Here is a 22,076-nt window from a genome sequence, read left to right on the forward strand (position 1 = left end):
CGCACGACGGTCTGCGGCCGGGAGAGCCTGCCGGGCAGTTCTTGCCGGGCGAACACCCCCGCTTCTATAGTGTCGACCAATCCCATGCGAAAACCATTCCAAGAGTCTGCGCCATGTTCACGACGCGCCCCGAAATCCGCGGCACCTTCGGCGTTGTAGCCTCCACCCACTGGCTCGGGTCCGCCGCCGGCATGCGGGCGCTCGAAAGGGGCGGCAATGCCTTCGATGCCGCGGTGACGTGCGGCTTCACGCTTCAGGTGGTCGAGCCGCATCTGAACGGTCCGGGCGGCGACCTGCCGGCCCTGTTCTACAGCAGGAAGACCGGCAAGCTGCAGGCCCTCTGCGCCCAGGGGCCGAGCCCGGCGGCGATGACCATGGAGGCGATCCGCGGCCTCGGACTCGACCTGGTACCCGGCAGCGGATTCCTCCCGGCCGTCGTGCCCGGCGCCTTCGACGGTTGGCTGCGGATGCTGCGCGACCACGGGACGATGAGCCTGGCGGAGGTACTGGAGCCGGCGATCGACTACGCGGTTAACGGCTATCCGGCGGTCGGCCGGATCGCGGCGACCATCAACACGGTGAAAGAGCTATTCGAGACCGAATGGCCCACCTCGGCGGCGATCTACCTGAAGAACGGCGAGCCGCCGGCACCGGGCAGCCTGTTCGCCAACCCGAAGATGGGCGAGACCTATGCCCGCATCGTCAAGGAAGCCGAGGCGGGCGGCGGCTCGCGCGAGGCGGTAATCGACCGGGCGCGCGATATCTGGTACCGCGGCTGGGTGGCCGAAGCGATCGACGCCTATTTCCACGCCGCCCCCATGATGGACGTCTCCGGCAAGCGCCATCTCGGCCTGCTGACCGCCGACGATCTGGCGGGCTGGGAATCCCATTACGAGGAGCCGGCCACCTACCAATGGGGCCGCTACACCGTCGCCAAGTGCGGACCGTGGAGCCAGGGTCCCTCGATGCTGCAGCAGCTCGCCCTTCTGGACGGCATGGGCGTCGGCGACATGGATCCCAAAGGCCCCGATTTCGTGCACACCGTCGTGGAAGCCATCAAGCTCGCCATGGCCGACCGAGAGGCGTTCTACGGCGACCCGGATTTCGCCGACGTGCCGATGCAGACCCTGCTCTCCCCGGAATATAATGCCGAGCGGCGCAAGCTGATCACCGGCGAGGCCTCCATGGACCTGCGTCCGGGCACGATCGACGGCTATCTCGGCTCGATCGATGCCGCCCTGGGTGTCGACGTGGCCCTCGATCCGCGCGAGATGGAGCGTATGGGGATCGGCGAGCCGACGGTGTCGAAGAGCGGTGCGATGAAGGGCGACACCGTCCATATCGACGTCATCGACAAGGACGGCAACATGTTCTCCGCGACCCCGAGCGGCGGCTGGCTGCAGTCCTCTCCGATCATCCCGGAGCTGGGCTTCTGCATGGGCAACCGGGCGCAGATGTTCTGGCTCGACGAGCGCTCGCCCTCGGCCCTCGGCCCGAAGCGGCGGCCGCGCACCACCCTGTCGCCGAGCTTCGCCCTGCGCGACGGCGAGCCTTACATGGCGTTCGGCACGCCGGGCGGCGACCAGCAGGACCAGTGGCAGACCCTGATGTTCCTGCACCATGCCGAGCACGGCATGAACCTGCAGGAGTCGATCGACTGCCCGGCCTTCCACAGCGAGCATTTCCCGAGCTCGTTCTGGCCGCGCGGCCGCAAGCCCGGCAAGCTGGTGCTGGAGGGGCGCTTCCCAGAGGCGACCGTGAAAGAGCTGCAGCGTCGCGGTCATGACGTGCAGGTCGGCGAGGACTGGTCCGAGGGCCGGCTCAGCGCTGCCGTGAAGGACGGCCGGATGCTGAAGGCCGGGGCCAATCCCCGGGGCATGCAGGGCTACGCGATCGGCCGCTGATCGAAGCCGCGTCCGGACCTCGCTGCGGAGGGGGCGATGATCGAGAGCGTCATCTACCGCGAGGCCCAGGGCGTGGTCCGGGTCACCCTGTCCGGTGACTTCTCCGTCGACGATTTCCGCCAGGCGATGGGGGAGGTGGTGCGGATCCGCCAGACCGTCGGGCCGACCCACGCGATCTGGGACGTCACCGGCCTGGAGTTCTCGCAGATCGATATCGACGTCCTGCGGCGTACCAGCGAGGCGCGGGCCGGCTTCGCGCCGCGCCGCGGAACCGAGCGGGTCGCGGTCCTGGTTTCCGGCTCGATCGAGCAGGCGATCATGAAGCTGTTCCTGGACCTGTCGGAGGACACCGAGACGGCCCAGCGGGTCTTCACCGACCCGGCCGCCGCCGAGGCCTGGTGCCTGACCGGAGACGATCGGGCCTAAGGGTCCTCCGGCATGCCGAGGGCGGCCAGGGCGTTGTTCAGGTATTCGCGCAGGTAGAAGGCGGTGTCGGCGGTCAGTTCGACCAGGGCGACCCGGCCGTCCTCGCGCTTGATCTTCAGGATCAGGTTGTCGCCGGCCCGCTCGATGATGAAGGACTCCGCCCGCGCGGCCACGCCGGGCGCGCGTTCGCGCTCGCTCACGCTGGGCTGGGCGCGTGTGAATCGGTTCCAGTCACTTTCGGCCGGCTTCACCATGGCGGTCGGGGGACGATCATCCTCGTGTCGGCTTGCGATCCATGATTATATAGGATTTGAAAGTGTTTGCCTTGTATTTCCTGCGGAACCGGACGAGGGCGGAAACCGAGTCGCGATGAAGAAGCTGCTTCTGTTCGTCCTGCTGCCCTTGCTGTTGCTGATCGGGGCCGGTGCGGGGGCCTTCGTGGCCGGGCTGATCCCGGGTTTCGGCGGGCAGCCGGAGCCTGAACTGACCGCCGAACAGAAGGCGGAGATGGAGCGCATCGCCAACACCGCCCCGTCGCCGGCCAAGCCCAGCCCGGAAGGAGCGGTGTTCCACACCCTCGACGAGTTCGTGGTCAATCTGCGCTCCAACACCGGCTATCCGGTGTTCCTGCTGCTGAGCCTGACCGTCGAACTTCCGAACGAAGGCGCGGTGGTGGCGGTGCAGGCCCAGGAGCCTCGGATCCGCGACGCCCTGATCGTCTATCTGTCGAGCCTGACGCCGCAGCAACTGAACGGCTATGACGGCGTGCAGAACGTGCGCAACAATGCGTGGCGGCTGCTGCGCGAGCTGGTCGGACCGGACTCCATCGTCAACGTCCAGATCGCCAAGCTCACCGTGAAGTAGGCGGCCGCAGTACCGCCCGACCGTCGTCATCCGATCCGAGGAGAATTCCATGTCTCGCATGCTCGCCGTCGCCCGCGAAAGCTGGCCGATCCGCGGAGTGTTCCGCATTTCGCGCGGTGCGCGCACCGAGGCGGAGGTGGTGCTGGTCACCATCAACGAGGGCGAGACGGTGGGCCGCGGCGAGTGCGTGCCCTATACCCGCTACGGCGAGTCGATCGACAGCGTCATCGACCAGATCCAGAGCGTGGCCGAGGGTATCGCTGGCGGCATGGACCGCGCCGCCTTGCTGGACGCCCTGCCGGCCGGTGCGGCGCGCAACGCGGTGGACTGCGCCCTGTGGGATTTGGAGGCCAAGAGCAAGGGCCTGCCAGCCTGGAAGATTGCCGGGCTGCCCGGCGCGCCCCAATCGGTGACCACGGTCTATACCCTGTCCGTCGACACCCCCGACGCCATGGGGGCGGCGGCCCGTGAGAACTCCCACCGGCCGCGCCTCAAGCTGAAGATGACCGGCGACGGCGAGGACCTTGCCCGGGTGACCAAGATCCGGGAGAACGCGCCGGGCGTCGACCTGGTGGTCGATGCCAACGAGGCCTGGAACATCGACAGCTATCTGGAGATCGCGCCGAAGCTCGCCGCTCTTGGCGTGTCGATGATCGAGCAGCCGCTGCCGGCGGGCGACGATGCCGCCCTGATCGGGGCGCCCCGGTCGACAATCGTCTGCGCCGACGAGAGCTGCCATGACACCGCCACCCTCGACAGGCTCGAGGGCAAGTACGACATGATCAACATCAAGCTCGACAAGACCGGTGGGCTGACCGAGGCGCTGCGGCTGAAGGCCGAGGCGGAGAAGCGGGGCTTCCGGGTGATGGTCGGCTGCATGATCGGCACGTCGCTCGCGATGGCGCCGGGGGTGATCGTCTCCCAGGGCGCGGAGATCGTCGACCTGGACGCGCCGCTGCTGCTGGCCAAGGACCGCGATCCCTGCATTACCTATAACGGCAGCACGGTGATGCCGCCGGAACCAGCCCTCTGGGGCTGAGCCGATGAGCGGCGTCGCCGAGCACTACGAGCGCAGCGGCCTGGTCGAGCAGCTCGTCGCCCGACTGGCCGAGCACGGCATCACCCGGCCGACCCGGGCCGACTTCTCGGTGCTCGACCAGATGCACATGCGCGGCGAGACCGGCACGGAGGACGTGATCCAGGCGACGGGCATGGCCGCGGGGATGGCGGTGGTGGATCTCGGCTCCGGCCTGGGCGGCTCTGCCCGGATCTTCGCCGATACGGTCGGGGCGCGGGTGACCGCGGTCGATCTGACGCCCAGCTTCTGCACGGCGGCCGAGGCGATCAATGCCATGGTCGGCCTCGCCGACCGGATCACGGTGGTGGAGGGCGACGCCACCGCCACCGGCCTGCCGGGCGGCTCGTTCGACATCGTCACCACCCTGCATGCCTGCATGAACATCCCGGACAAGGCCGGCGTGTACCGCGAGGCGTTCCGGCTGCTGAAGCCGGGCGGCCGGTTCTGTTTCTACGACATCGTGCTCGGGCCGGGCGGCCAGCCCCGCTATCCGACGCCCTGGGCCGAACGGCCGGAGCTCAGCCACCTGATCCCGCCGCAAGAGATGCGCTCCCTGTGCGAGGCCGCCGGGTTCCGCACGGTGGATCTGCGCGACTACACCGCCGAGGCCAAGGCCGGCTCGGTCAAGCGGCGCGCGGAGGCCAAGCGCCGGGCGGAAACCGGCGAGCCGGCGCCGCTGCAGGCGGGCGATATCCTGATGGGCGCGACGGCCGGCGAGAAGATGCGCAACATGGCCCATAACTTCGACGGCGATCATGTCGCCGTGGTCCTCGGCCTGTTCGAGAAGCCCTAAGCCTCGCGCAAAAAAAGAGCCGCGGTAGGGGGACCGCGGCTCTTGCGACATGTCCGCAACGGGACGGAGGAAGCCCAGGGTGGACCTCAGTCGTTTGCGTAGTCTAACGATAGGTCGCGTGATCTGTCAAATCGTACGCGCATTGCGTGTTCGGCTTGATCAGTCGACCGGGTAGGGACCGTCCTCGAAGACCGTGTCGTGATAGCCCTTGCTGCCCACGTCGCGGGCAAGCGGGCTGCCGATCGGCTCACCGCGGGAGAGCTGGTCGAGCACCCGGGCGAAGTCGTAGAGGGGCGTCCAGCCCAGCTCCTGCCGGGCCTTGGCATTGTCGTAGACCCGGTCGATCTCGTCGAACATCCGGTAGCCGAGGCCGGCATAGAGCTGCTCGAACCCGGGGTACAGCCGGGCGACGACGGAGGCGGGGGCCGACCGCAGATCGGGCAGATCGGCGCGAGTGAAGGGGGCGGTCGCACTGATGATATAGCGGCCGACGCCGATCTCCGCCGCCCGGTCCAGGGCGCATAGATGGGCCTCGGCGGCGTCGGCCAGGTCGACCCGGCGGAACAGGAACTCGTTCGCCTTGGCGTTGGCATCGGCGTAGCGCGCGCGCCGCTCCCGGTTGTCGTCCTCCTCGGGGAAGAAACGCGAGGTGCGCAGGACCAGGCAGGGCAGGCCGTGGCGCCGGTGGAACAGCTCGCACAGGTCCTCGGCCGCCGTCTTGGTCACCCCGTAGATGTTCTTCGGCACGCCCCGCACCGTCTCGTCGATCCAGGCGGCGGGCTCGCCCGGCGGGGGGGTGAGGGCGCCGCCGAACGCACTGGTGGTGCTGGTGAAGACGAAGGCCGAGACACCGGTACGCACCGCCTTTTCCAGCAGGGTGAGGGTGCCGGTGATGTTGGTATCGACGAAGTCCTGCCGGCGGTGCGTGCCCACATGCGGCTTGTGCAGGGTGGCAGTGTGCAGGACGGCGTCCACGCCTTCCATGGCGGCGGCGACCACCTCCGGATCGGCGATGGAGCCGACGACGTGGGTATACGCACTCCCCTTGACGTCCAGCCCGACCGCCTCGTGGGGGCCCTCGGCCAGCCGCCGCATCAGCCCTTCGCCAAGATGGCCGGCGCTTCCGGTGACCAGGATCCGCATTCTTCCTCCAGGCACTCTCGAATGGCGAGGTCAGCCTGGAGAATAGTCACGGGGCGGCAGGGCTCCACGTATATTTAATACCCGACCTCAGCCTTCCACAGTTCGTCGTTCACCTCGCGCATGGTGCGGTCGTGGGCGCCTTCCAGGCAGCCGCGCAGGGTCAGCTTGAAGCCCATCTCGGCATACTGGCCGCAGCGGTCGAGCTCGCTCTTGGCCCGGGCGATGCCGTCGCCGGAGAGGCCTTTCAGGGCGCCGGACTCGGCCACGCTGCTCCACAGGGCGGCGCGCTTGAACGGATCGACCGCCCGGGGGTCGACGCCGCCTGACATCACCGCGGGCAGGGTGTTGATCATCCGCGTCAGGGTGACCGCCGCGTCGGGGCGGGTCTTGCCCGGGTGGAAGAAGTCGGCGGCGGTGAAGCGCGCTTCACCATAGGCGGTCTCCGTGTCGCTCTGCACAAGCTCAGCGGGGAGCGGGGTGTCGGTCACCGGCACCAGGGAGACCATGGGCGCGATCCGCACCGCGACCTCGGTCGCGTCGAGCGAGGCGAGCCGGGCGCTGTCCATGGCGATCCGGGTGCGGGTGAAATGCCCGTCGCTGACATAGGTCAGCAGGCCGGCGGCGGAGAATTCACGAGTGCTGCCGTCGGTCTTGCGCACCAGCAGGGTGACGTCGCCGGATCCGGCGGTCTCGTAGACCTGACCCGCACCGGGCGGCGGGCGGTGCTCCTGCAGACAGAAGGAGGAGACCAGCGCCTGGCAGGTGCCGCCCTCGCAGGCCAGTGGCACCGGCGCGTGATGGGCGACCAGGCCCAGCACCTGCGGCGGCATCGCGCCGTCCGACGCGGCGGTGGCGGCGGTTGGGATCGAGATCAATGCGGCGAGGGCCGCGGCGGCAAATCCTGTGGCTAAACCTGCGGCGAGACGCGTGGGTCGTTGCATGCCCATGGGACCTCCCTCGGGCGGATCCGACGGGACGCCTGCCGCCCTGGTTGTCGATTATGGAAAAAGTATGAGACCGCCCCGGTCGCCGGGCAAGTCACGAAACCCGGAGGTCGCGGGGGTACGTTGTCCAACTCCGACGCTTTCCTGTCGCGCCCGGCCAAGAACGATCGTACCGGGCGCGCATGATCGGCTTCTATTGCGGCGTTGGAGACGGACCATGAGCGACGATCTGGCCGAGACTGTGGGACTGGATGCGGCAGAGGAGTCGGGCGGCCGTCGCGAGCGGCGGGGCCGGTCCGGCGGCGGCGGGCGCGACGCGCGCCGGGCCGCGCGGGGCCGTCCGTCGACGCTCTACACCCCCTTCATCACCCGCAATATCGGGACCTTCGACGTGCTGTCGCAGGAAGGGCTGGAGATCATCGAGAACAATGCCGAGACCATCCTGGAGGAGATCGGCATCGAGTTCCGCGACGACGCGGAATCCCTTCAGATGTGGCGCGGCGCCGGCGCCGACGTCGACGGCGAGCGGGTGCATATCCCCCGCGGAATGGCCCGCGACCTGATCAAGACCGCGCCGGCCAGCTTCACCCAGCACGCCCGCAATCCGGAGCGGTCGGTGGAGATCGGCGGCGGCAACACGGTCTTCGCGCCGGTCTACGGCCCACCCTTCGTCAGCGACATCGACGGCGGCCGGCGCTACGCGACGATCGAGGACTTCAACAATTTCGTGAAGCTCGCCTATGCCCATCCGGGCATGCACCATTCGGGCGGCACCGTCTGCGAGCCGGTCGACCTGCCGGTGAACAAGCGGCATTTCGATATGGTCTATGCCCATATCAAGTATTCCGACAAACCGTTCATGGGCTCGGTCACCCATCCGCAGCGCGCGCTCGACACGCTGGAGATGGCCAAGATCGTCTTCGGCGCCGATTTCCTCGACAGCAACACGGTGTTGGTCTCGCTGATCAACGCCAACTCGCCGATGACCTGGGACGCCACCATGCTCGGCGCGTTGAAGAACTACGCTCGGGCCAACCAGGCGGTGATCACCACGCCGTTCATCCTGGCCGGGGCCATGTCGCCGGTGACGGTGGCCGGCACCCTGGCCCAGACCCTGGCCGAGGCGATGGCCGGCATGGCCTTCGCCCAGCTCTGCCGTCCCGGGGCGCCGGTGATCTTCGGCAGCTTTGCTTCGTCGATTTCCATGCAGTCGGGGGCGCCGACCTTCGGCACACCGGAACCGGCCCTGGTGCTCTACGGCTGCGCCCAGCTTGCCCGGCGGCTGAACGTGCCGTTCCGATCCGGCGGCTCGCTCTGCGGCTCAAAGGTGCCCGACGCCCAGGCGGCGTTCGAGAGTGCCAACACTCTGCTGCCGACGGTGATGGGCGGGGTGAACTTCGTCCTGCACGCCGCCGGCTGGCTGGAAGGCGGGCTGGTGAGTTCCTACGAGAAGTTCATGATGGATGCGGACCAGTGCGCTATGATGCGCACCATGCTGGAGGGCGTGGACCTGACTGAGAACGGCCAGGCCATGGACGCAATCCGCGAGGTCGGGCCGGGCGCGCACTTCCTCGGCTGCAGCCATACCCAGGCGAATTTCGAGAAGGCGTTCTACCGATCCTCCATCGCCGACAACGCGACCTTCGAGCAGTGGGAGTCCGAGGGCAGCAAGGACACCTATCAGCGCTCCGCCGCCCTGGTGAAGAAGACCCTGGCGGACTACGAGGCCCCGGCGCTGGATCCGGCGGTCGACGAGGCGCTGATCGAGTACATGGCGAAGGCCAAGGCGAGCTTCCCGGACAGCAACGTCTGACGGGAAGGCTCAGGCGGTCGCCCGGCCCTTGCCTTGGTGGTAGCGGCCGGTGCCACGGTGCAGGACCGTGTCGGTCTCGGCGATCTCGCCCGGCGCGAAGTCGGGCGTGTCCTCCATGCGGGCGTAGATCGTGGTGAAATCCACCTCGGTCGCGCGGCGCAGGGCCTCGAAGCCGTCGATGACGAAATAGGTCTCTTGGAAGTCGTCGATCCGGTAGTCGGTGCGCATCACCCTTTCCAGGTTGAAGCCGATACGGTTGGGGGAGGGGTCGTCCAGGGCGAAGACCGTCTCGCCCTTTGACGAGGCGATGCCGGCGCCGAAGATCCGCAACCCGTCCTCGGACCGGGTCAGCCCGAACTCCACCGTGTACCAGTACAGTCGCGCCAGCCGGCGCAGCGCACCCTGACCGTCGGCCTTCAGCCCACCCTTGCCGTATTCCTGCATGTAGTCGGCGTAGACCGGGTCGAGCAGCAGCGGCACGTGTCCGAAGACGTCGTGGAAGACGTCGGGTTCCTCCAGATAGTCCAACTCCTCCATGGAGCGGATGAAGCAGGTCGCCGGGAAGCGCCGGTTGGCCAGATGGTCGAAGAACACCGCATCGGGCACCAGCCCGGGGACGGCGACCACATTCCAGCCGGTCTCCGCCTCCAGCACTTCGTTCAGCCGGCGGAAGTCCGGCACGCCGCCTCCACCCATGCTGAGCGCGTCCACATGGGCCAGGAATTCCGGCACCACCCGGTCCTTCAGCAAGGGCACCTGGCGTTCGGCGAGGACCCGCCAGGTGGCGTGTTCCTCGTCGGTATAGGAGTCCCAATGCTGGTCGATGGTGAAGTCGGCCTTCAGGTCGGCCATGTCGCGGTGGATCTCGACGGGCATGAATGCCTCCTGTCTGTCGTGGCGCGGCTCAGAAGAAATCGCCGGCGCCGACGATCGGCTCCTCGTTGGACAGCTTCAGCCAGCCTTTCACGACCCGGTAGATCAGCCAGAGGTAGGCGAAGCCGACGAGCAGGAAGCCGAGGCCCAGAACCCACCAGGTCAGCCCCCCGACCACCGTCATCAACAGCCACAGCCAGAAGGTCCGGACCTGCCAGCGCACATGGGTCTCGAGATATGTGCCCTGGACGTCGCCGCGCTTCAGGTAGGCGATGATCACCGCGAGGATGATCGGGATCTGAAAGATCAGGTTCGCCGCGTACAGCGCGTAGATCACGTGAACCGCCAGCTTGTCGTTCTCCGGCGCGGAGAGCTTGAACGGCAGATTGCGGCGCTGCATCGCGTGGGTGTCGGACATCCGGTCTTTCTCCTCGCTCGGTCACCGCTTTAAAGTGTGGACGCGTCTCACGTTTCGCAACGTCCAGCCGTCAACATCCGGAGCCTCCAATGGTCTCGTCCAACACGACCGCCCAGCCCCGCGTCAATCTTCACAGCGATACCGCCACCCGTCCGACCCAGGGCATGCGCAAGGCGATCTACGAGGCGGAGGTCGGCGACGAGCAGTCCGGCGAGGATCCCACCGCCATCCGCCTGCAGGAGAAGGTCGCCGAACTGCTCGGCAAGGAGGCGGCCGTGTTCCTGCCCAGCGGGACCATGTGCAACGAGATCTCCTACCGGGTGTGGTGCGACCACGGCGACGAGATCATCCTGGAGGAGAACAGCCACGCCCTGCATTACGAGGTCGGCGGCCCGGGCGCGCTCGCCGGCGTGATGACCCGCACGATCAGGGGGACGAAGGGCTGGTTCACCGCCGATCAGGTGGAGGGCGTGGTCCGTCCGAAATCCCGCCATATGCCGCGGCAGAAGCTGGTCTCGGTGGAGAACACCGCGAATATGGCCGGCGGGACGATCTGGCCGCTCGACACCCTGAAGGACGTGGCCGGGGCCGCCCGGAAGCACGGGATGCGCGTGCATATGGACGGCGCGCGGCTGCCGAACGCCGTGGTCGCCTCGGGCATCTCCTTCGCCGAGTTCGCGGGGCCCTGCGACAGCGCCTGGATCGATCTGTCCAAGGGCTTGGGCTGTCCGATCGGCGGCGTGCTCGCCGGCAGCAAGGATTTCATCGAGGAATGCTGGCGCTTCAAGCACCAGTTCGGCGGGGCGCTGCGCCAGTCCGGCATCGTGGCGGCGGCCGGTATCTATGCACTGGACAACCACGTGGAGCGGCTGGCCGAGGACCACGGCCGGGCGAAGCGCCTGGCCGAGGGCATCGAGGATGTGGAGGGGATCTCGGTCGATCCGGCCTCGGTGGAGACCAACATGGTGTTCTTCGACGTGTCCGGAACCGGCGTGGGCGCGCCGGAATTCTCCCGCCGCCTGATGACCGAGCACGAGGTGAAGATCAGCGCGGTGCAGCCGACGGTGCTGCGAGCGGTGACCTATCTCGGCATCGAGGATCCGGACATCGAATTCGCCATCGCCGCCATCCGCCAGGTGGCGATGGAGGCTTAATCGGGCCTCTGATTTTCAAACACTGCCCGGCCCTGTGCCGGGTGAGGCGTCGACGTGACGGGCCGTCTCCCGGCTGGGAAGCGGCCTCGGGGCTGGCCCCGGAATGAATCCGGGGAGTGGATCGGGGTTTGGTCCCCCGGGTCCCCCTTCCGACACTGCCCGGCCTCGTGCCGGGCCAAGCCCGTCTGCAGGGCGGAACACGTCCTGAGTGGGACGCGGCGTCGGTGTGGGCCCCGGAATGAATCCGGGGAAAGGGTTGAGGTTTGGTTCCGTGGGTCCCCTTTCCGACACTGCCCGGCCTTGTGCCGGGCCAAGCCCGTCGGCAGTGCGGAACGCGTCCTGATCGGGAAGCAGCGTCGGTGTGGGCCCCGGAATGGATCCGGGCGGTGGGTTGAGGTTCGGTCCCCTTGGTCCCCCCTTCCGACACTGCCCGGCCTTGTGCCGGGCCAAGCCCGTCGGTAAGGCGGAATGCATCCTGATTGGGACGCGGCGTCGGGGCTGGCCCCGGAATGAATCCGGGGAGTGGGTTGGGGTTTGGTCCCCCGGGTCCCCCTTCCGACACTGCCCGGCCTCGTGCCGGGCCAAGCCCGTCTGCAGGGCGGAACACGTCCTGAGTGGGAAGCGGCGTCGGGGCTGGCCCCGGAATGAATCCGGGGAGTGGATCAGGGTTTGATCTCCCGGGTCCCCCTTCCGACTCTGCCCGGCCTTGTGCCGGGCCAAGCCCGTCGGCAGGGCGGAATGCGTCCTGAGTGGGACGCGGCGTCGGTACTGGCCCCGGACGTGTTGTGCGGTTAAGGCAAGGCCTATGCGCCGAGCAGCGCCGCCGCTTGCCGTCCCGAGCGGATCGCGCCTTCCAGCGTCGCCGGCAGGCCGGTGTCGGTCCAGTCGCCTGCCAGCGTCAGGTTGCGCCACACGGTCCGGGCCGGGGGGCGGCGGGCGAGGGAGGCCGGATCCTGGCGGAAGGTGGCGCGCTTCTCCTTGACGATGCGGGCGGGCGGCTGCGGTTCCGTCGGCAGGCCCAGCACGGGCGCGATCTCCCGCCAGATCCGCGCCGCCAGGTCGTCGCCGGTGTGGTCGAGCAGGGCGTCGGCGGCGCTGACCGTGACGCTGGCGATCGCACCGCGCAGGAACAGCCAGTGGCTCAATCCGCCGGTCAGGCCGATCAGCCCGGCGCCGTTGGGCAGGCGCCCGGGCCGGTCCAGGCGAAAATGGGCGTTCACGATGGCCGATGAGGCCTCGGGCACGGTCAGGCCCGGCACCAGGGCCGTGGCGTTCTGCGGCGGTACTGCGAGGATGACGGAGTCCGCCGGCCCCAGCTCCATGGTCTCCTCGCCAAAGATCAGTGCGGTGACGCGGTCGGCACCGAACTGCATCGACCGAAGCCGGCGACCGAAGCCGATGGAGACGCCGCGCTGCCCGAGGGTTTCCAGGGCCGGATCGACGAAGCTCTCGCTCAACCCCTCGCGCGCGGTCAGCGGTACCGCCTCGCCGGTGGCGAGGACCTCGCGCATCACCGACCGCAGCAACCGGGCCGACGCGACCTCCGGTTCGGCGTTGAGCACGGCGACGGTCAGCGGTCGCCAGAACCGTTCCATCAACGCGCCGGCACCCAGCGCCTCCATCACGGTGCTGTGCCGTCGCGCCATCGCCAGCCGCAGGACGCCCAAGGCGTCGACGGCGCGGGCGCCGGGAACCTGGCGGATCGGCGCGGTCAGGCGCTGCCAGAGCCTCGGCTCCGCCGGTCGGACGGTCCAACGGGTACCGGAGGCGAGGTCGTGGAACGGGAAGGCGGCGGCAGCGCATTGCAGGGTGCCGCGAGCCCCGATCTCGTCCAGGTAATCGATCGCAGCGCGGTTGGCCGAGAGCAGCAGGTGGTTGCCGTTGTCGATCCGGCAGCCGAGTTGCGTGTCCAGGTAGGACCGGCAGCGCCCGCCGGCATGGCCAGCCGCCTCGTGCAGCACCAGGCGTCGGCCGCTGCGGCTGAGCGACAGGGCGGCGGCCAATCCCGCCAGCCCGGCGCCGACCACATGAACGGTTCCGCCACCCACCGCCCGACGCTTACCGGCAGAGATGGCGCAGCAGCATCAACCGGCGCCAGAGCGTGAGCGATACGCGCCGCCGCGGGTTACGCCAGCCACCCGCCTCCATCCGGTCGAGCAGGGCTTCGTAGCCGACCATCATGACGACGGCGGAGCGCATGCTGTGCCGGTCGCATTGCGCGATCAGGTCGCGCGCTTCGCCATAGCGCCGCCGGGCGAGCGCGGCCAGCTCTCGGCACACGCCGGCAACCCGGGGGTCGTCGATCACCGCGTCGGGATCGCGGGTCGCGATGCCGTGGCGCTCGAGAAGCTCCCGCGGGAGGTAGAGTCGGCCGTCGGCGGCGTCCTCGCCCAGGTCGCGCAGGATGTTGGTGATCTGCATCGCCTCGCCCAGCGCGATGGCGGCGGCGTCGGCCTCGGGCTGGTCGGCGCCGAAGCAGCGCATGGACAGCATGCCGACCGCCCCTGCGACCCGGCGGCAGTACAGCGTCAGCTCCGCCAGGCTCGGGGCGAGGTTGCGGCCCTGCAGGTCGCTCTCCATGCCGTCGATCAGCGCCTCGAACTCGGCCCGGGGCAGTCGGTATCGCCGCACGGCCGGCGCCAGGGCCCGGGCGATCGGTTCGGTCACCGCGCCGTTGTCATAGACCCGGCCGATCTCCGCGCGCCAGCCGTCCAGCCGCGCCTGCCGCTCGCCGAGGTCGCCCGGCTCGTCGGCGATGTCGTCGATGATCCGGCAGAAGGCGTAGACCGCGTACATCGCCCGCCGCCGTTCGGGTGGCAGGATGCGCATGCCCCAGCGGAAGGAGGAGCCAGAGGCGCGGACCACCGCCTCCGCCTCGGCCTGGGCGTCGCGATCGTCGAGGGCCATGGCGCTCACGCCGGGTGCCTCCGGGTGCCGGCTCCGGCAAAGAAGGTCCGCCGCCACAGGCAGGAGATGGCCGCGCGCGGTCCCACCATGAACATCGCCGGGCGGGAGAGCTGCACCCGCTCGGCCAGTGGATCCTGCCGTTTCAGCCGGTCCGACAGCGCCTCTGCCAGTGCCAGGATCGCGGCGGACTCGAGCGCCAGCCGGGTCGAGCGCAGCCGCAGGGGAAGCGGTGCGGCCTTGGCCAGCAGGGCATCCACCTCGGCCAGGCAGCGATCCAGCACCCGGCGCAGCCCCGGGGTTGAGCGCGATGCGGCCAGGTCGCGTTCGTCGGCACCCTCCTGCGCCAACCAGTCCGCCGGCAGGTAGATCCGGTCGAGCGTCCGGTAGTCGTCGCCGCAATCCTGGAGGTGGTTCAGCACCTGCAGCGCGGTGCACAGCGCGTCCGAGGCAGAATAGCCGCTGGGCTCCTCACCATGCAGGTCGAGCAGAAAGCGGCCGACCGGGTTGGCGGAGTCCGCGCAATAGGCGGCCAGCGCATCCCAATCGGCGCAGCGCGGCTGGACCGCATCGAGGCGGAACGCCCGCAGGAGCTGCCGCAGGTGCCGATGGCCGACAGGATCAGCCTGCGCGCTCAACGTCGCCTCGAACCGGTCGAGTTCTTCGAGTTTCGCGGTTGGACTCAGAGACGGATCGTCAGCGATATCGTCCGCCCGCCGGGCCGCCCGGTAGAAGCGGGCCACCGCCGGCCGCAGCTCCGGTGCGATCAGCAGGGAGCCGACGGGGAAGTTCTCCTCGCCGGCGGTGCGGGAGGGCGACCGCTCCGTCATGGGTCACCGGCGGTGGCGGTGACGGCGGATGCGCCCCGGTTGGCGGCCGAGGCGGCATAGGCGGCGCGGCGCAGCCCATTGATCGAGCCGAGCGGCTCATGGGCTGCGAGGCAGTTCCAGGGACTGAAGGTCAGGCGGTCGCCCAACGGGACGGTGGAGGCCACATCCTGGGGCGGGATCTCCAGGCAGCCCACCGTCACCATCGGGCTGCGCCAGGCGCGACGCACATCCTCCATCGGATCGCTCTCCAGCACACGCGGTTGGAGACGGAAATGGAAGCGGATCGGGCCGCCGTCGAGTGCCGATTGGAGCTTGCCAGTGAAATCCCTGCCGGTCATCGGTCGTCGGGCGCGGGCCGCCTCGTCAGGCACCAGGGCGAACTTCGTCGCCCCGTCGCCGAGCCGGTAGGGGGTGACGCTGCCATAGGAGAGCTGGGCCAGGTCATGGCCGCGCAGATGCTGCAGCGCAGAGTCCAGGAGGAAGGCGAGATAGCGCCAGCGGGCCCGCCAGGGCAGCAGGCTGGGGAACAGATAGCGCGGTGCGGCGACCGCTGACATCGTTGCTCCGGGAATGCCGTCCAGAACGCGGAACAGCTCCATCGCCTCGTCCGCATCCCGGGCCGGACCGGTATCGGCGTTCATCAGCACGAAATCCTGCTGGCCCGGCGGCGCACTGTCGCAGACCGGGCCCTCGACGCCCGTAACCTTCAGCGCCAGGCCGCGGGCGTCCGGATCGTCGTCCTCGTCGAAGAAGGAGTTCGAGAACCGCACCAGCGTGTCGTATCGGCCGGGCCGCGCGAACAGGCCGTGACGGATGGCCGGGTCGTCTGGCGGATTGATCGTCAGGGTCGCGCGCAGGCAGGCGAGGGTCTTGCGGTGGAACTGGCGGGGCAGGCTGCCGTCGGGTCCGGGGCGCTGGAAGGTGCGCGCGCAGATCGCCAGCAACTCGTCGCGCTGGGCCGGATCGATGGAGCAGGAGGCCGGTCGGCTCATAAGGGGTAGCCCAACCGTTCCAGCCCCGGAGCGCAGGCTCGGGTGAGGGCGGACCGCTCGGGCTCGGGCAGGGTCTGGAACTTGGAGCGCGCCGGGCGTGGGATCGCCGCCACCTCATCGAGCCAGGCGGCGTTGGCCAGGGACGGATCAATGAAGCGGATCAGTTCGTCCAGCTTCTCGCGCGGGTTGGCCTGCACATCCTCGAACCGCACGTTCAGCAGCCTGTCGGCGGGCAGGCCGGCGAAGCGCTCCAGCCCGACCAAGATCAGATCGCTCCAGAACCGCCCGAAATCCTCCAGGGTCGGTAAAGCAGCGGTCTTCTCGATGTCGAGCACCGAGAAGACGACCCGCTGGACGAGGGCATCGAGCGGGTTCCCGCTGTCGGCGCGGAAGGCGCGCTGCGGATCGAGGCCGAGGCGGCGGCTTCGCTTGATGGCACCGACGAGCACCCGGAAGTTGTGGTGCTGACTCATGGACATGGCGGCGTCGCGCCCGTCCCGGTAGACATGGACGACCCGAGCTTCCGGGAACATCCGGAGCAGCTTGGCCGCATGCATCAGGGTCCCGCCGGAGCGTTCCACCCACACCCGGCGGCCCAGCATCTCGGCAAGATCTCCGAACAGGGCCCGGTACTGGTCGGCCAGCGGCATACGGGGGCGGGCACGGACGCGCGGCTCCAGCGCGTCCAGCAGCGCTTCCGGATCGTCGCTCAGGTGCGGCAGGGTGACGGCGATGACGGGCGGCATGTCCGCCGCCCCGTAACGCGCGTTCGGATCGTCATAGGGATACAGCGCTTCGTCCACCACATGCCCGTCCTTGAGCATGGCGTGCAGGCCAGCGCTCTGGGTGGTCAGCAACTTCCAAAGGCGCTCGCCGTCGGGCCGCCGCAGGGAGAAGGCCTCGGGGCCGAGCGGGACGAAGAACTCCGACAGGCTGAGGATGTCGGGATGCCGGCTCAGCAGGTCTGAGACCATGGTGGAACCGCAGCGCCCCGTGCTCAGGATCAGGACGGGAGGGATCGACAGGCTGGTCTGGGCGGGGCCGGTCAAAGCTGGCCATCCTTTTCGGCATGGGCGTGCTCGGGCAGACGGTAGCGCGGTCCCTCGTCCGCATACAACGAGACGCTCAGCATGGTCTGGAACTGGCTGGCCCGCCGCCGGGCGCCCAGGGACGGCGAGATCGCGAACAGGGCGCGCTCCGCCCCGTTCTTCAGCCGCAGAGCGGTCAGGGTCCCGAATGTGTTCATTGCCGGGTAGTGGAGCTGATCGGCGAGGTCGTCGCCGATCATTGCCCGCGAGATCCGGTAGATCTTGCGGGCCAGGGCCCGGCGGGCGCGGGGCTCGGTGAAGCCGGCGACGATCGGGGCCGAGTTGATCAGCCCGTTGGCCAGGATGATGGATTCCATCGTCGGCGGCGGCTCGCACATCGCGCCGATCCGATGCAGGCGCAGCGCCTCCTCCTCCGAACGGAACAGCAGGTCTTCCGGCACGCCCATCAGGTGCCCGGCATAGCGCCAGACCTGCATGAAGGAGGCACGCTCCTCGTCGGTCAGGGTGACCCCCAGCATGGCGGCGCGCTGCAGCAGGAGGCCGGAGAAGGCGGCGGTGGCGAAGGCGATATGGGCGGCACTGAGCGGCGTGCCCCAGGCCTCCTCGTCCCATTCCGGCGACTTGGAGAGGAGCTGGCGTACCCGGGCATGCACCAGACGGATGCGCACGGACAGCTTCCAGCCGTCACCGTCCCGGTCCAGGCCGCCCGGCAGGAAGATCTCCACGAGCTGCCGATTGTTCTGCTTCAGCCGGCGGACACCCTGGTCGACGATCCGGCCCGTGATGTTGAAGGACTGGCTGATCAGGGTGGAGAACCCTTCGATCAGCACGGCGGCGACGAAGGCGCCGATGAACATCTCGGAATTGCGATGGAACGCCCGGCAGCCGGTGAGGAACGCGTTCCGATCGACCCAAGGCGGGGGAATGTCGACGTCGGAGAAGAAGGACCGGAGGATCTCAGGCGCGTCGGGGATGGCTGACGGGCCGAGCTCGATGCCCTTGGTGATCCACGGCTGTGCGACCGACGAATCGTGCTTTACCAGCTCTGCCATGACCGCGTCGGCCTGGGGGTCGCCGACGCGGGTGGCCGACACATAGCGGTCGGCCAGCTCCCTGTCGATCAGGGCTGCATCGCCATGGCCGGCAAGGTAGGCCGTCGGTATGGCGATGTCGGACGGAGAGGGAGCGGATCGGGTCACGGCAGCCAAACCTGGGCGCTTTATGGGGCCCACAAGGGCGGAGGCGGCGAGTGTAGCCTATCTCGTCTCGATCGTGCCCGGATGCGTCTTGATCGTCCCGGGGCGCGGGTCGATCGTGCCGACCGGCACCGGCGGTTCCGACTTCCGGATCTGCGGCCGTATGGTCTCGATCGGCTTGGTCGGCTCCGGCGGCGGGTTCGGCTGGACACGCTCGGGCCGGGTCGGCTGGCGCGTGCTCCGCTCCACGGGCTCCCGCGGCGTGATCGGCTTGGTGCCCTCGGGCAGGTCGGCCGCCGGCTTTGGCGGCACGACCTCGCTGATCGGCTTTCCCTCCGAAATCGGGTGGCGCGGGGCCTTGGTGTCGGCGGCTTCAGCGCCGGCCGCGGCCAGGGCCATCACCGCCAGTGCTGTCACGGCTAGCGGCCGCATCGCTCACCCACCCCGGGCGATGAAATGCCCGTTGCGGAAGTCCGGCTTGCCGTAGTCGAAGGGAGTTCCGTCGAATTTGGTCATGGTTCCGCCGGCGGCCAGCAGCACGGCGTGGCCGGCCGCGGTGTCCCACTCCATCGTGGGGCCGGTGCGGGGGTAGAGATCCGCGTCGCCGCGAGCGACGAGGCAGAACTTGAGCGCGGAGCCGCGCGACACGCTTTCCTTCACATCCATGGTCTCGATATAGGCTTCGAGCTCCGGATTTCGATGGCTGCGGCTGGCGACGATGGTCAGGCCGTCGGGGCCGGGCTTGCGGACCGAGATCGTCCGACGGGTGCCGTTGGCATCCTCCTCCCAGGCGCCGACACCCAGCACGCCGCCCCAGACCATGCCGTCGACCGGCGTGTGCAGCGCGCCCAGAACCGGCACGCCGTCCCAGATCAGGCCGATATTGACCGTGAAGTCGGTGCTCTTGTTGATGAACTCCTTGGTGCCGTCGAGCGGGTCGACGAGCCAGAACCGACCGCCGGACACGTCCGGGATGTCGCCCGCCTCCACGCTCTCCTCCGCCACCACCGGAATGCCGGGGGTCAGTGCCTTCAGCACCGGGACGATATGGGCGTCGGCCGCCCGGTCGGCGGCGGTCACCGGGCTGCCGTCCATCTTGTCGATGACGGCGGTGTCGGAGCGGTAATAGGGCAGGATGATCTCACCCGCCTCACGGGTGAGACCGGCAATGGCGTCGAGCAGGGCGATCCGATCCGCCGGATCGACCGCTGTAACTGAAGGCATAAAATTCTACTCCGCTGCTGCCGCCGGCCGAGCCGCCTGAAGGGCCGCCCAGATACGGTCGGGCGTGGCCGGCATGTCGATATCGGTGACGCCGGCCGGGGCCAGGGCATCCAGGATTGCATTGATGACCGCCGGCGGCGCGCCGATGGCCCCTGCCTCGCCGCAGCCCTTCACCCCGAGCGGGTTGGTGGTGCAGCGTGTCGGGCTCATCGAGAAACTCACCGGCGGGACATCGACCGAGCGCGGCAGACAGTAATCCACCAGCGAGCCGGTCACGAGCTGCGCATTATCGTCATAGACCGTACGCTCGTACAGCGCCTGGCCCACGCCCTGGGCGACGCCGCCATGGACCTGGCCTTCCAGCAGGGTCGGGTTCACCACCTCGCCGAAATCGTCGACCACGGTGAACTGGATCAGCGCGACCTTGCCGGTGTCGGGGTCGATCTCGACTTCGCAGACATGGGTGCCGTTCGGATAGGTGGACGCGGCCGGCTTGTACATCTCCTTCGCCTCCAGCCCCGGCTCGATGCCCTCCGGCAGCTTGGACGGGTCGTTGGCGGCGGCGGCGAGCTCGCCCAGGGTGATCGACTTGTCGGTGCCGACCACGGTGAACTTGCCGTCGGCCAGCTCCAGGTCCGTGTCGGCCGCTTCCAGCAGGTAGCTCGCCAGCATCCGTGCTTTCGCCGAGACGCTCTGGATCGCCATGTGCAGGGCCGAGCCACCGGCCGGCAGGGAGCGCGAGCCGTCGGTGCCGGAGCCGTTCTCGATGGCGGCGGTGTCGCCCTGGATCACCTTCACCTTCTCGTTGTCGACGCCGAAGGCCTCGGCAACGAGCTGGGAATACGCGGTCTCGTGACCCTGGCCGGTGGAACGGGTGCCGATGGGGACGACGATGGTGCCGTCCGGCTCGATCCGCATGTCGGACCACTCGGGACCGCCGCCGCCGCAGGCCTCCACATAGGTGGAGATGCCAATGCCGCGCAGCTTGCCGGCCTTGGCACTCTCCGCCTTGCGGGCGTCGATCCCGGCCCAGTCGGCCTTGGCCAACGCCTTGTCCAGGTGGGCGGCAAAATCGCCGCTGTCATAGGTCTCGCCCAGAGCCGTGGTGAACGGCATGGAGGAGGCGGGGATGAAGTTGCGCCGCCGGATCTCGTCGCGCGGCAGACCGGCGACCCTGGCCGCCACATCCACCAGCCGCTCCACCAGATAGGCCGCCTCGGGCCGGCCGGCACCGCGATAGGCGTCCACCGGCAGGGTGTTGGTGAAGTAGTTGCGCACCCGCACATGGATCGCCGGCGTGGCATAGAGCCCGGCCAGCATGCCGGAGCCGGCGACGGTCGGGATCGCCGGGCCGTAGAGCGAGAGATAGGCGCCGAGATCGGCCTTGGTGTCCACCGACAGGGCCAGGAACTTGCCGTCCGCGTCCATCGCCAGCCGGGCGTGGGAGACGTGGTCGCGGCCCTGGGTGTCGGAGACGAAGGCCTCGCTACGGTCGGAGATCCATTTCACCGGCCGCCCCAGCTTGGTCGCCGCCCACAGCACCAGCGCATGTTCGCGGTAGGGGAAGATCTTCATGCCGAAGCCGCCACCCACATCCGGCGAGACGCAGCGGATCTTGGCGACGTCCATGTTCAGCACGTCGGCGATCACGTCGCGCACGCCGTGCGGGCCCTGGGTGGAGACGTAGAGGGTGCTCTCGCCGGTCGCGCCGTCCACCACGGCTGCTGCTCCCCGGGGCTCGATCGAGTTCACGATGATACGGTTATTGATCAGCTTCAGCTCGGCCACCTTGGCGGCGTTGGCGAAGCCCTGCTTCACCGCCTCGGCGTCGCCGGTCTCCCAGTCCAGGCAGAGGTTGCCCGGGGCCGCGTCCCAGATCGTGGTTCCGTTGTCGACGGCGGCGAGGCCGGGCACGGCCGGCAGTTCGGCATAGTCGATCTCGGTCATCTCGGCGGCGTCGCGGGCCTGGTCCATGGTCTCCGCGACGATCAGCGCCACCGCATCGCCCACATGGCGCACCCGGTCGCTGACCAGCAGGGGGTAGTCCGGGCCGACCGCCTTCTTGCCGCCGATCCCCTTCAGCAGGGCGCCGCAGGGCATCGGCTTCAGTCCGTCGGCGGCCACATCGGCACCGGTCAGCACCAGCTTCACCCCCGGGGCCGATTTGGCGGCGGAGACGTCGAGGCCGGTGATGTCGCCATGGGCGATCGGGCTGCGGAGCACATACGCGGTGAGGACGCCATCGATCGGCAGGTCGTCGGTGTACTGGCCGGTGCCGGTGAGGAAACGCTGGTCCTCGACCCGCTTCATTGTCTGTCCGATGCCGAACTTCGCCATTGCCTGCCTCGCCGGTTCGCGGTTGGTTCAAGGGATCGTAAAGCCGGCGCCCGTTGGCGCCAAGCGATGTGACAGCCGGCGGAAGGGGTATCTGATCGATGTGCGGCCGCTACAGCATCACAACCGCACCGGAG

General features: G+C 68.9%; 21 protein-coding genes. 7 read left to right on the top strand and 14 right to left on the bottom strand.

Translation table 11 applies throughout. The features are described 5' to 3' along the window. The first annotated feature begins 113 nt into the window (after nt 1–113). Both ACOQOP_RS03235 and ACOQOP_RS03240 read left to right on the top strand, forming a co-directional pair. A complete protein-coding gene (locus tag ACOQOP_RS03235; RefSeq protein WP_420564879.1) occupies nt 114–1,904 on the top strand; it encodes a gamma-glutamyltransferase family protein in 1,791 nt (596 codons plus the stop codon). 36 nt (nt 1,905–1,940) lie between these two features. Continuing rightward, nucleotides 1,941–2,330 carry a hypothetical protein gene (locus tag ACOQOP_RS03240; RefSeq protein ID WP_420564880.1) on the top strand — a complete coding sequence of 130 codons (390 nt, stop codon included), beginning with the start codon at nt 1,941–1,943 and terminating at the stop codon, nt 2,328–2,330. Here ACOQOP_RS03240 and ACOQOP_RS03245 read toward each other — a convergent pair. Beyond that, entirely contained in the window at nt 2,327–2,530 is a 204-nt protein-coding gene (locus ACOQOP_RS03245) for a hypothetical protein (RefSeq protein ID WP_420564881.1), read from the bottom strand. The genes ACOQOP_RS03240 and ACOQOP_RS03245 overlap by 4 nt on opposite strands. A 169-nt stretch (nt 2,531–2,699) precedes the next feature. Here ACOQOP_RS03245 and ACOQOP_RS03250 point away from each other — a divergent pair, with 169 nt between their 5' ends. From ACOQOP_RS03250 to ACOQOP_RS03260, 3 genes are read left to right on the top strand one after another with little or no spacing between them, the layout of a single operon-like run. Continuing rightward, a complete protein-coding gene (locus ACOQOP_RS03250; protein WP_420564882.1) occupies nt 2,700–3,194 on the top strand; it encodes a flagellar basal body-associated FliL family protein in 495 nt (164 codons plus the stop codon). Between the two features lie 49 nt (nt 3,195–3,243). Beyond that, the gene (gene dgcA, locus ACOQOP_RS03255) at nt 3,244–4,233 is read left to right on the top strand and encodes an N-acetyl-D-Glu racemase DgcA (protein WP_420564883.1); all 990 of its coding nucleotides are present in this window, start codon (nt 3,244–3,246) and stop codon (nt 4,231–4,233) included. Nucleotides 4,234–4,237: 4 nt separating this feature from the next. Continuing rightward, the gene (locus ACOQOP_RS03260; RefSeq protein ID WP_420564884.1) at nt 4,238–5,065 is read left to right on the top strand and encodes a class I SAM-dependent methyltransferase; all 828 of its coding nucleotides are present in this window, start codon (nt 4,238–4,240) and stop codon (nt 5,063–5,065) included. Between the two features lie 159 nt (nt 5,066–5,224). Here the strand turns inward: ACOQOP_RS03260 and ACOQOP_RS03265 are convergent, their stop codons facing one another. Together ACOQOP_RS03265 and ACOQOP_RS03270 are read right to left on the bottom strand one after the other, a co-directional pair. Then, nucleotides 5,225–6,208 carry an NAD-dependent epimerase/dehydratase family protein gene (locus ACOQOP_RS03265; RefSeq protein WP_420564885.1) on the bottom strand — a complete coding sequence of 328 codons (984 nt, stop codon included), beginning with the start codon at nt 6,206–6,208 and terminating at the stop codon, nt 5,225–5,227. A gap of 74 nt (nt 6,209–6,282) precedes the next feature. Beyond that, nucleotides 6,283–7,149, bottom strand: coding sequence for a hypothetical protein (locus ACOQOP_RS03270; RefSeq protein WP_420564886.1), 867 nt, complete (start codon nt 7,147–7,149; stop codon nt 6,283–6,285). Between the two features lie 220 nt (nt 7,150–7,369). Here ACOQOP_RS03270 and ACOQOP_RS03275 point away from each other — a divergent pair, with 220 nt between their 5' ends. Further along, the gene (locus ACOQOP_RS03275) at nt 7,370–8,965 is read left to right on the top strand and encodes a trimethylamine methyltransferase family protein (RefSeq protein ID WP_420564887.1); all 1,596 of its coding nucleotides are present in this window, start codon (nt 7,370–7,372) and stop codon (nt 8,963–8,965) included. Between the two features lie 9 nt (nt 8,966–8,974). Here ACOQOP_RS03275 and phhA read toward each other — a convergent pair whose 3' ends face one another. Together phhA and ACOQOP_RS03285 are read right to left on the bottom strand one after the other, a co-directional pair. Further along, nucleotides 8,975–9,841 carry a phenylalanine 4-monooxygenase gene (phhA, locus tag ACOQOP_RS03280; protein WP_420564888.1) on the bottom strand — a complete coding sequence of 289 codons (867 nt, stop codon included), beginning with the start codon at nt 9,839–9,841 and terminating at the stop codon, nt 8,975–8,977. A 28-nt stretch (nt 9,842–9,869) separates the two neighbouring features. Next, the gene (locus ACOQOP_RS03285) at nt 9,870–10,256 is read right to left on the bottom strand and encodes a DUF4870 family protein (RefSeq protein WP_420564889.1); all 387 of its coding nucleotides are present in this window, start codon (nt 10,254–10,256) and stop codon (nt 9,870–9,872) included. An 89-nt stretch (nt 10,257–10,345) separates the two neighbouring features. Between ACOQOP_RS03285 and ACOQOP_RS03290 the strand changes: the two genes are divergently transcribed. Next, complete coding sequence (locus ACOQOP_RS03290) at nt 10,346–11,410, top strand: threonine aldolase family protein (RefSeq protein WP_420564890.1); 1,065 nt, start codon at nt 10,346–10,348, stop codon at nt 11,408–11,410. Nucleotides 11,411–12,213: 803 nt separating this feature from the next. Here the strand turns inward: ACOQOP_RS03290 and hpnE are convergent. The 9 genes from hpnE to ACOQOP_RS03335 are packed head-to-tail and all read right to left on the bottom strand — an operon-like array spanning nt 12,214 to nt 21,942. After that, complete coding sequence (gene hpnE / locus ACOQOP_RS03295) at nt 12,214–13,458, bottom strand: hydroxysqualene dehydroxylase HpnE (RefSeq protein WP_420564891.1); 1,245 nt, start codon at nt 13,456–13,458, stop codon at nt 12,214–12,216. A gap of 10 nt (nt 13,459–13,468) precedes the next feature. Further along, nucleotides 13,469–14,317 carry a presqualene diphosphate synthase HpnD gene (hpnD, locus tag ACOQOP_RS03300; protein ID WP_420566511.1) on the bottom strand — a complete coding sequence of 283 codons (849 nt, stop codon included), beginning with the start codon at nt 14,315–14,317 and terminating at the stop codon, nt 13,469–13,471. A gap of 5 nt (nt 14,318–14,322) precedes the next feature. After that, nucleotides 14,323–15,144 carry a squalene/phytoene synthase family protein gene (locus ACOQOP_RS03305; RefSeq protein ID WP_420564892.1) on the bottom strand — a complete coding sequence of 274 codons (822 nt, stop codon included), beginning with the start codon at nt 15,142–15,144 and terminating at the stop codon, nt 14,323–14,325. Next, nucleotides 15,141–16,136, bottom strand: a complete 996-nt coding sequence (locus tag ACOQOP_RS03310) for a hypothetical protein (RefSeq protein WP_420564893.1) — start codon at nt 16,134–16,136, stop codon at nt 15,141–15,143. Before ACOQOP_RS03310 ends, ACOQOP_RS03305 begins: the two co-directional genes overlap by 4 nt. After that, nucleotides 16,133–17,185 carry a sulfotransferase gene (locus tag ACOQOP_RS03315; protein ID WP_420564894.1) on the bottom strand — a complete coding sequence of 351 codons (1,053 nt, stop codon included), beginning with the start codon at nt 17,183–17,185 and terminating at the stop codon, nt 16,133–16,135. Before ACOQOP_RS03315 ends, ACOQOP_RS03310 begins: the two co-directional genes overlap by 4 nt. Next, complete coding sequence (locus ACOQOP_RS03320; RefSeq protein ID WP_420564895.1) at nt 17,182–18,384, bottom strand: oxygenase MpaB family protein; 1,203 nt, start codon at nt 18,382–18,384, stop codon at nt 17,182–17,184. The genes ACOQOP_RS03315 and ACOQOP_RS03320 overlap by 4 nt, the downstream gene beginning before the upstream one ends. A gap of 57 nt (nt 18,385–18,441) precedes the next feature. Continuing rightward, nucleotides 18,442–18,813 (bottom strand): hypothetical protein, encoded by a 372-nt coding sequence (locus tag ACOQOP_RS03325; RefSeq protein ID WP_420564896.1) that lies wholly within the window; start codon nt 18,811–18,813, stop codon nt 18,442–18,444. 3 nt (nt 18,814–18,816) lie between these two features. Further along, entirely contained in the window at nt 18,817–19,605 is a 789-nt protein-coding gene (gene cysQ, locus ACOQOP_RS03330) for a 3'(2'),5'-bisphosphate nucleotidase CysQ (protein WP_420564897.1), read from the bottom strand. Nucleotides 19,606–19,611: 6 nt separating this feature from the next. Beyond that, on the bottom strand, nt 19,612–21,942 hold the full coding sequence (locus ACOQOP_RS03335; protein ID WP_420564898.1) for a xanthine dehydrogenase family protein molybdopterin-binding subunit: 2,331 nt from the start codon (nt 21,940–21,942) through the stop codon (nt 19,612–19,614). Nucleotides 21,943–22,076: the final 134 nt, after the last annotated feature.

The organism is Thalassobaculum sp. (genome assembly GCF_965223715.1).
Lineage (GTDB): Bacteria > Pseudomonadota > Alphaproteobacteria > Thalassobaculales > Thalassobaculaceae > Thalassobaculum.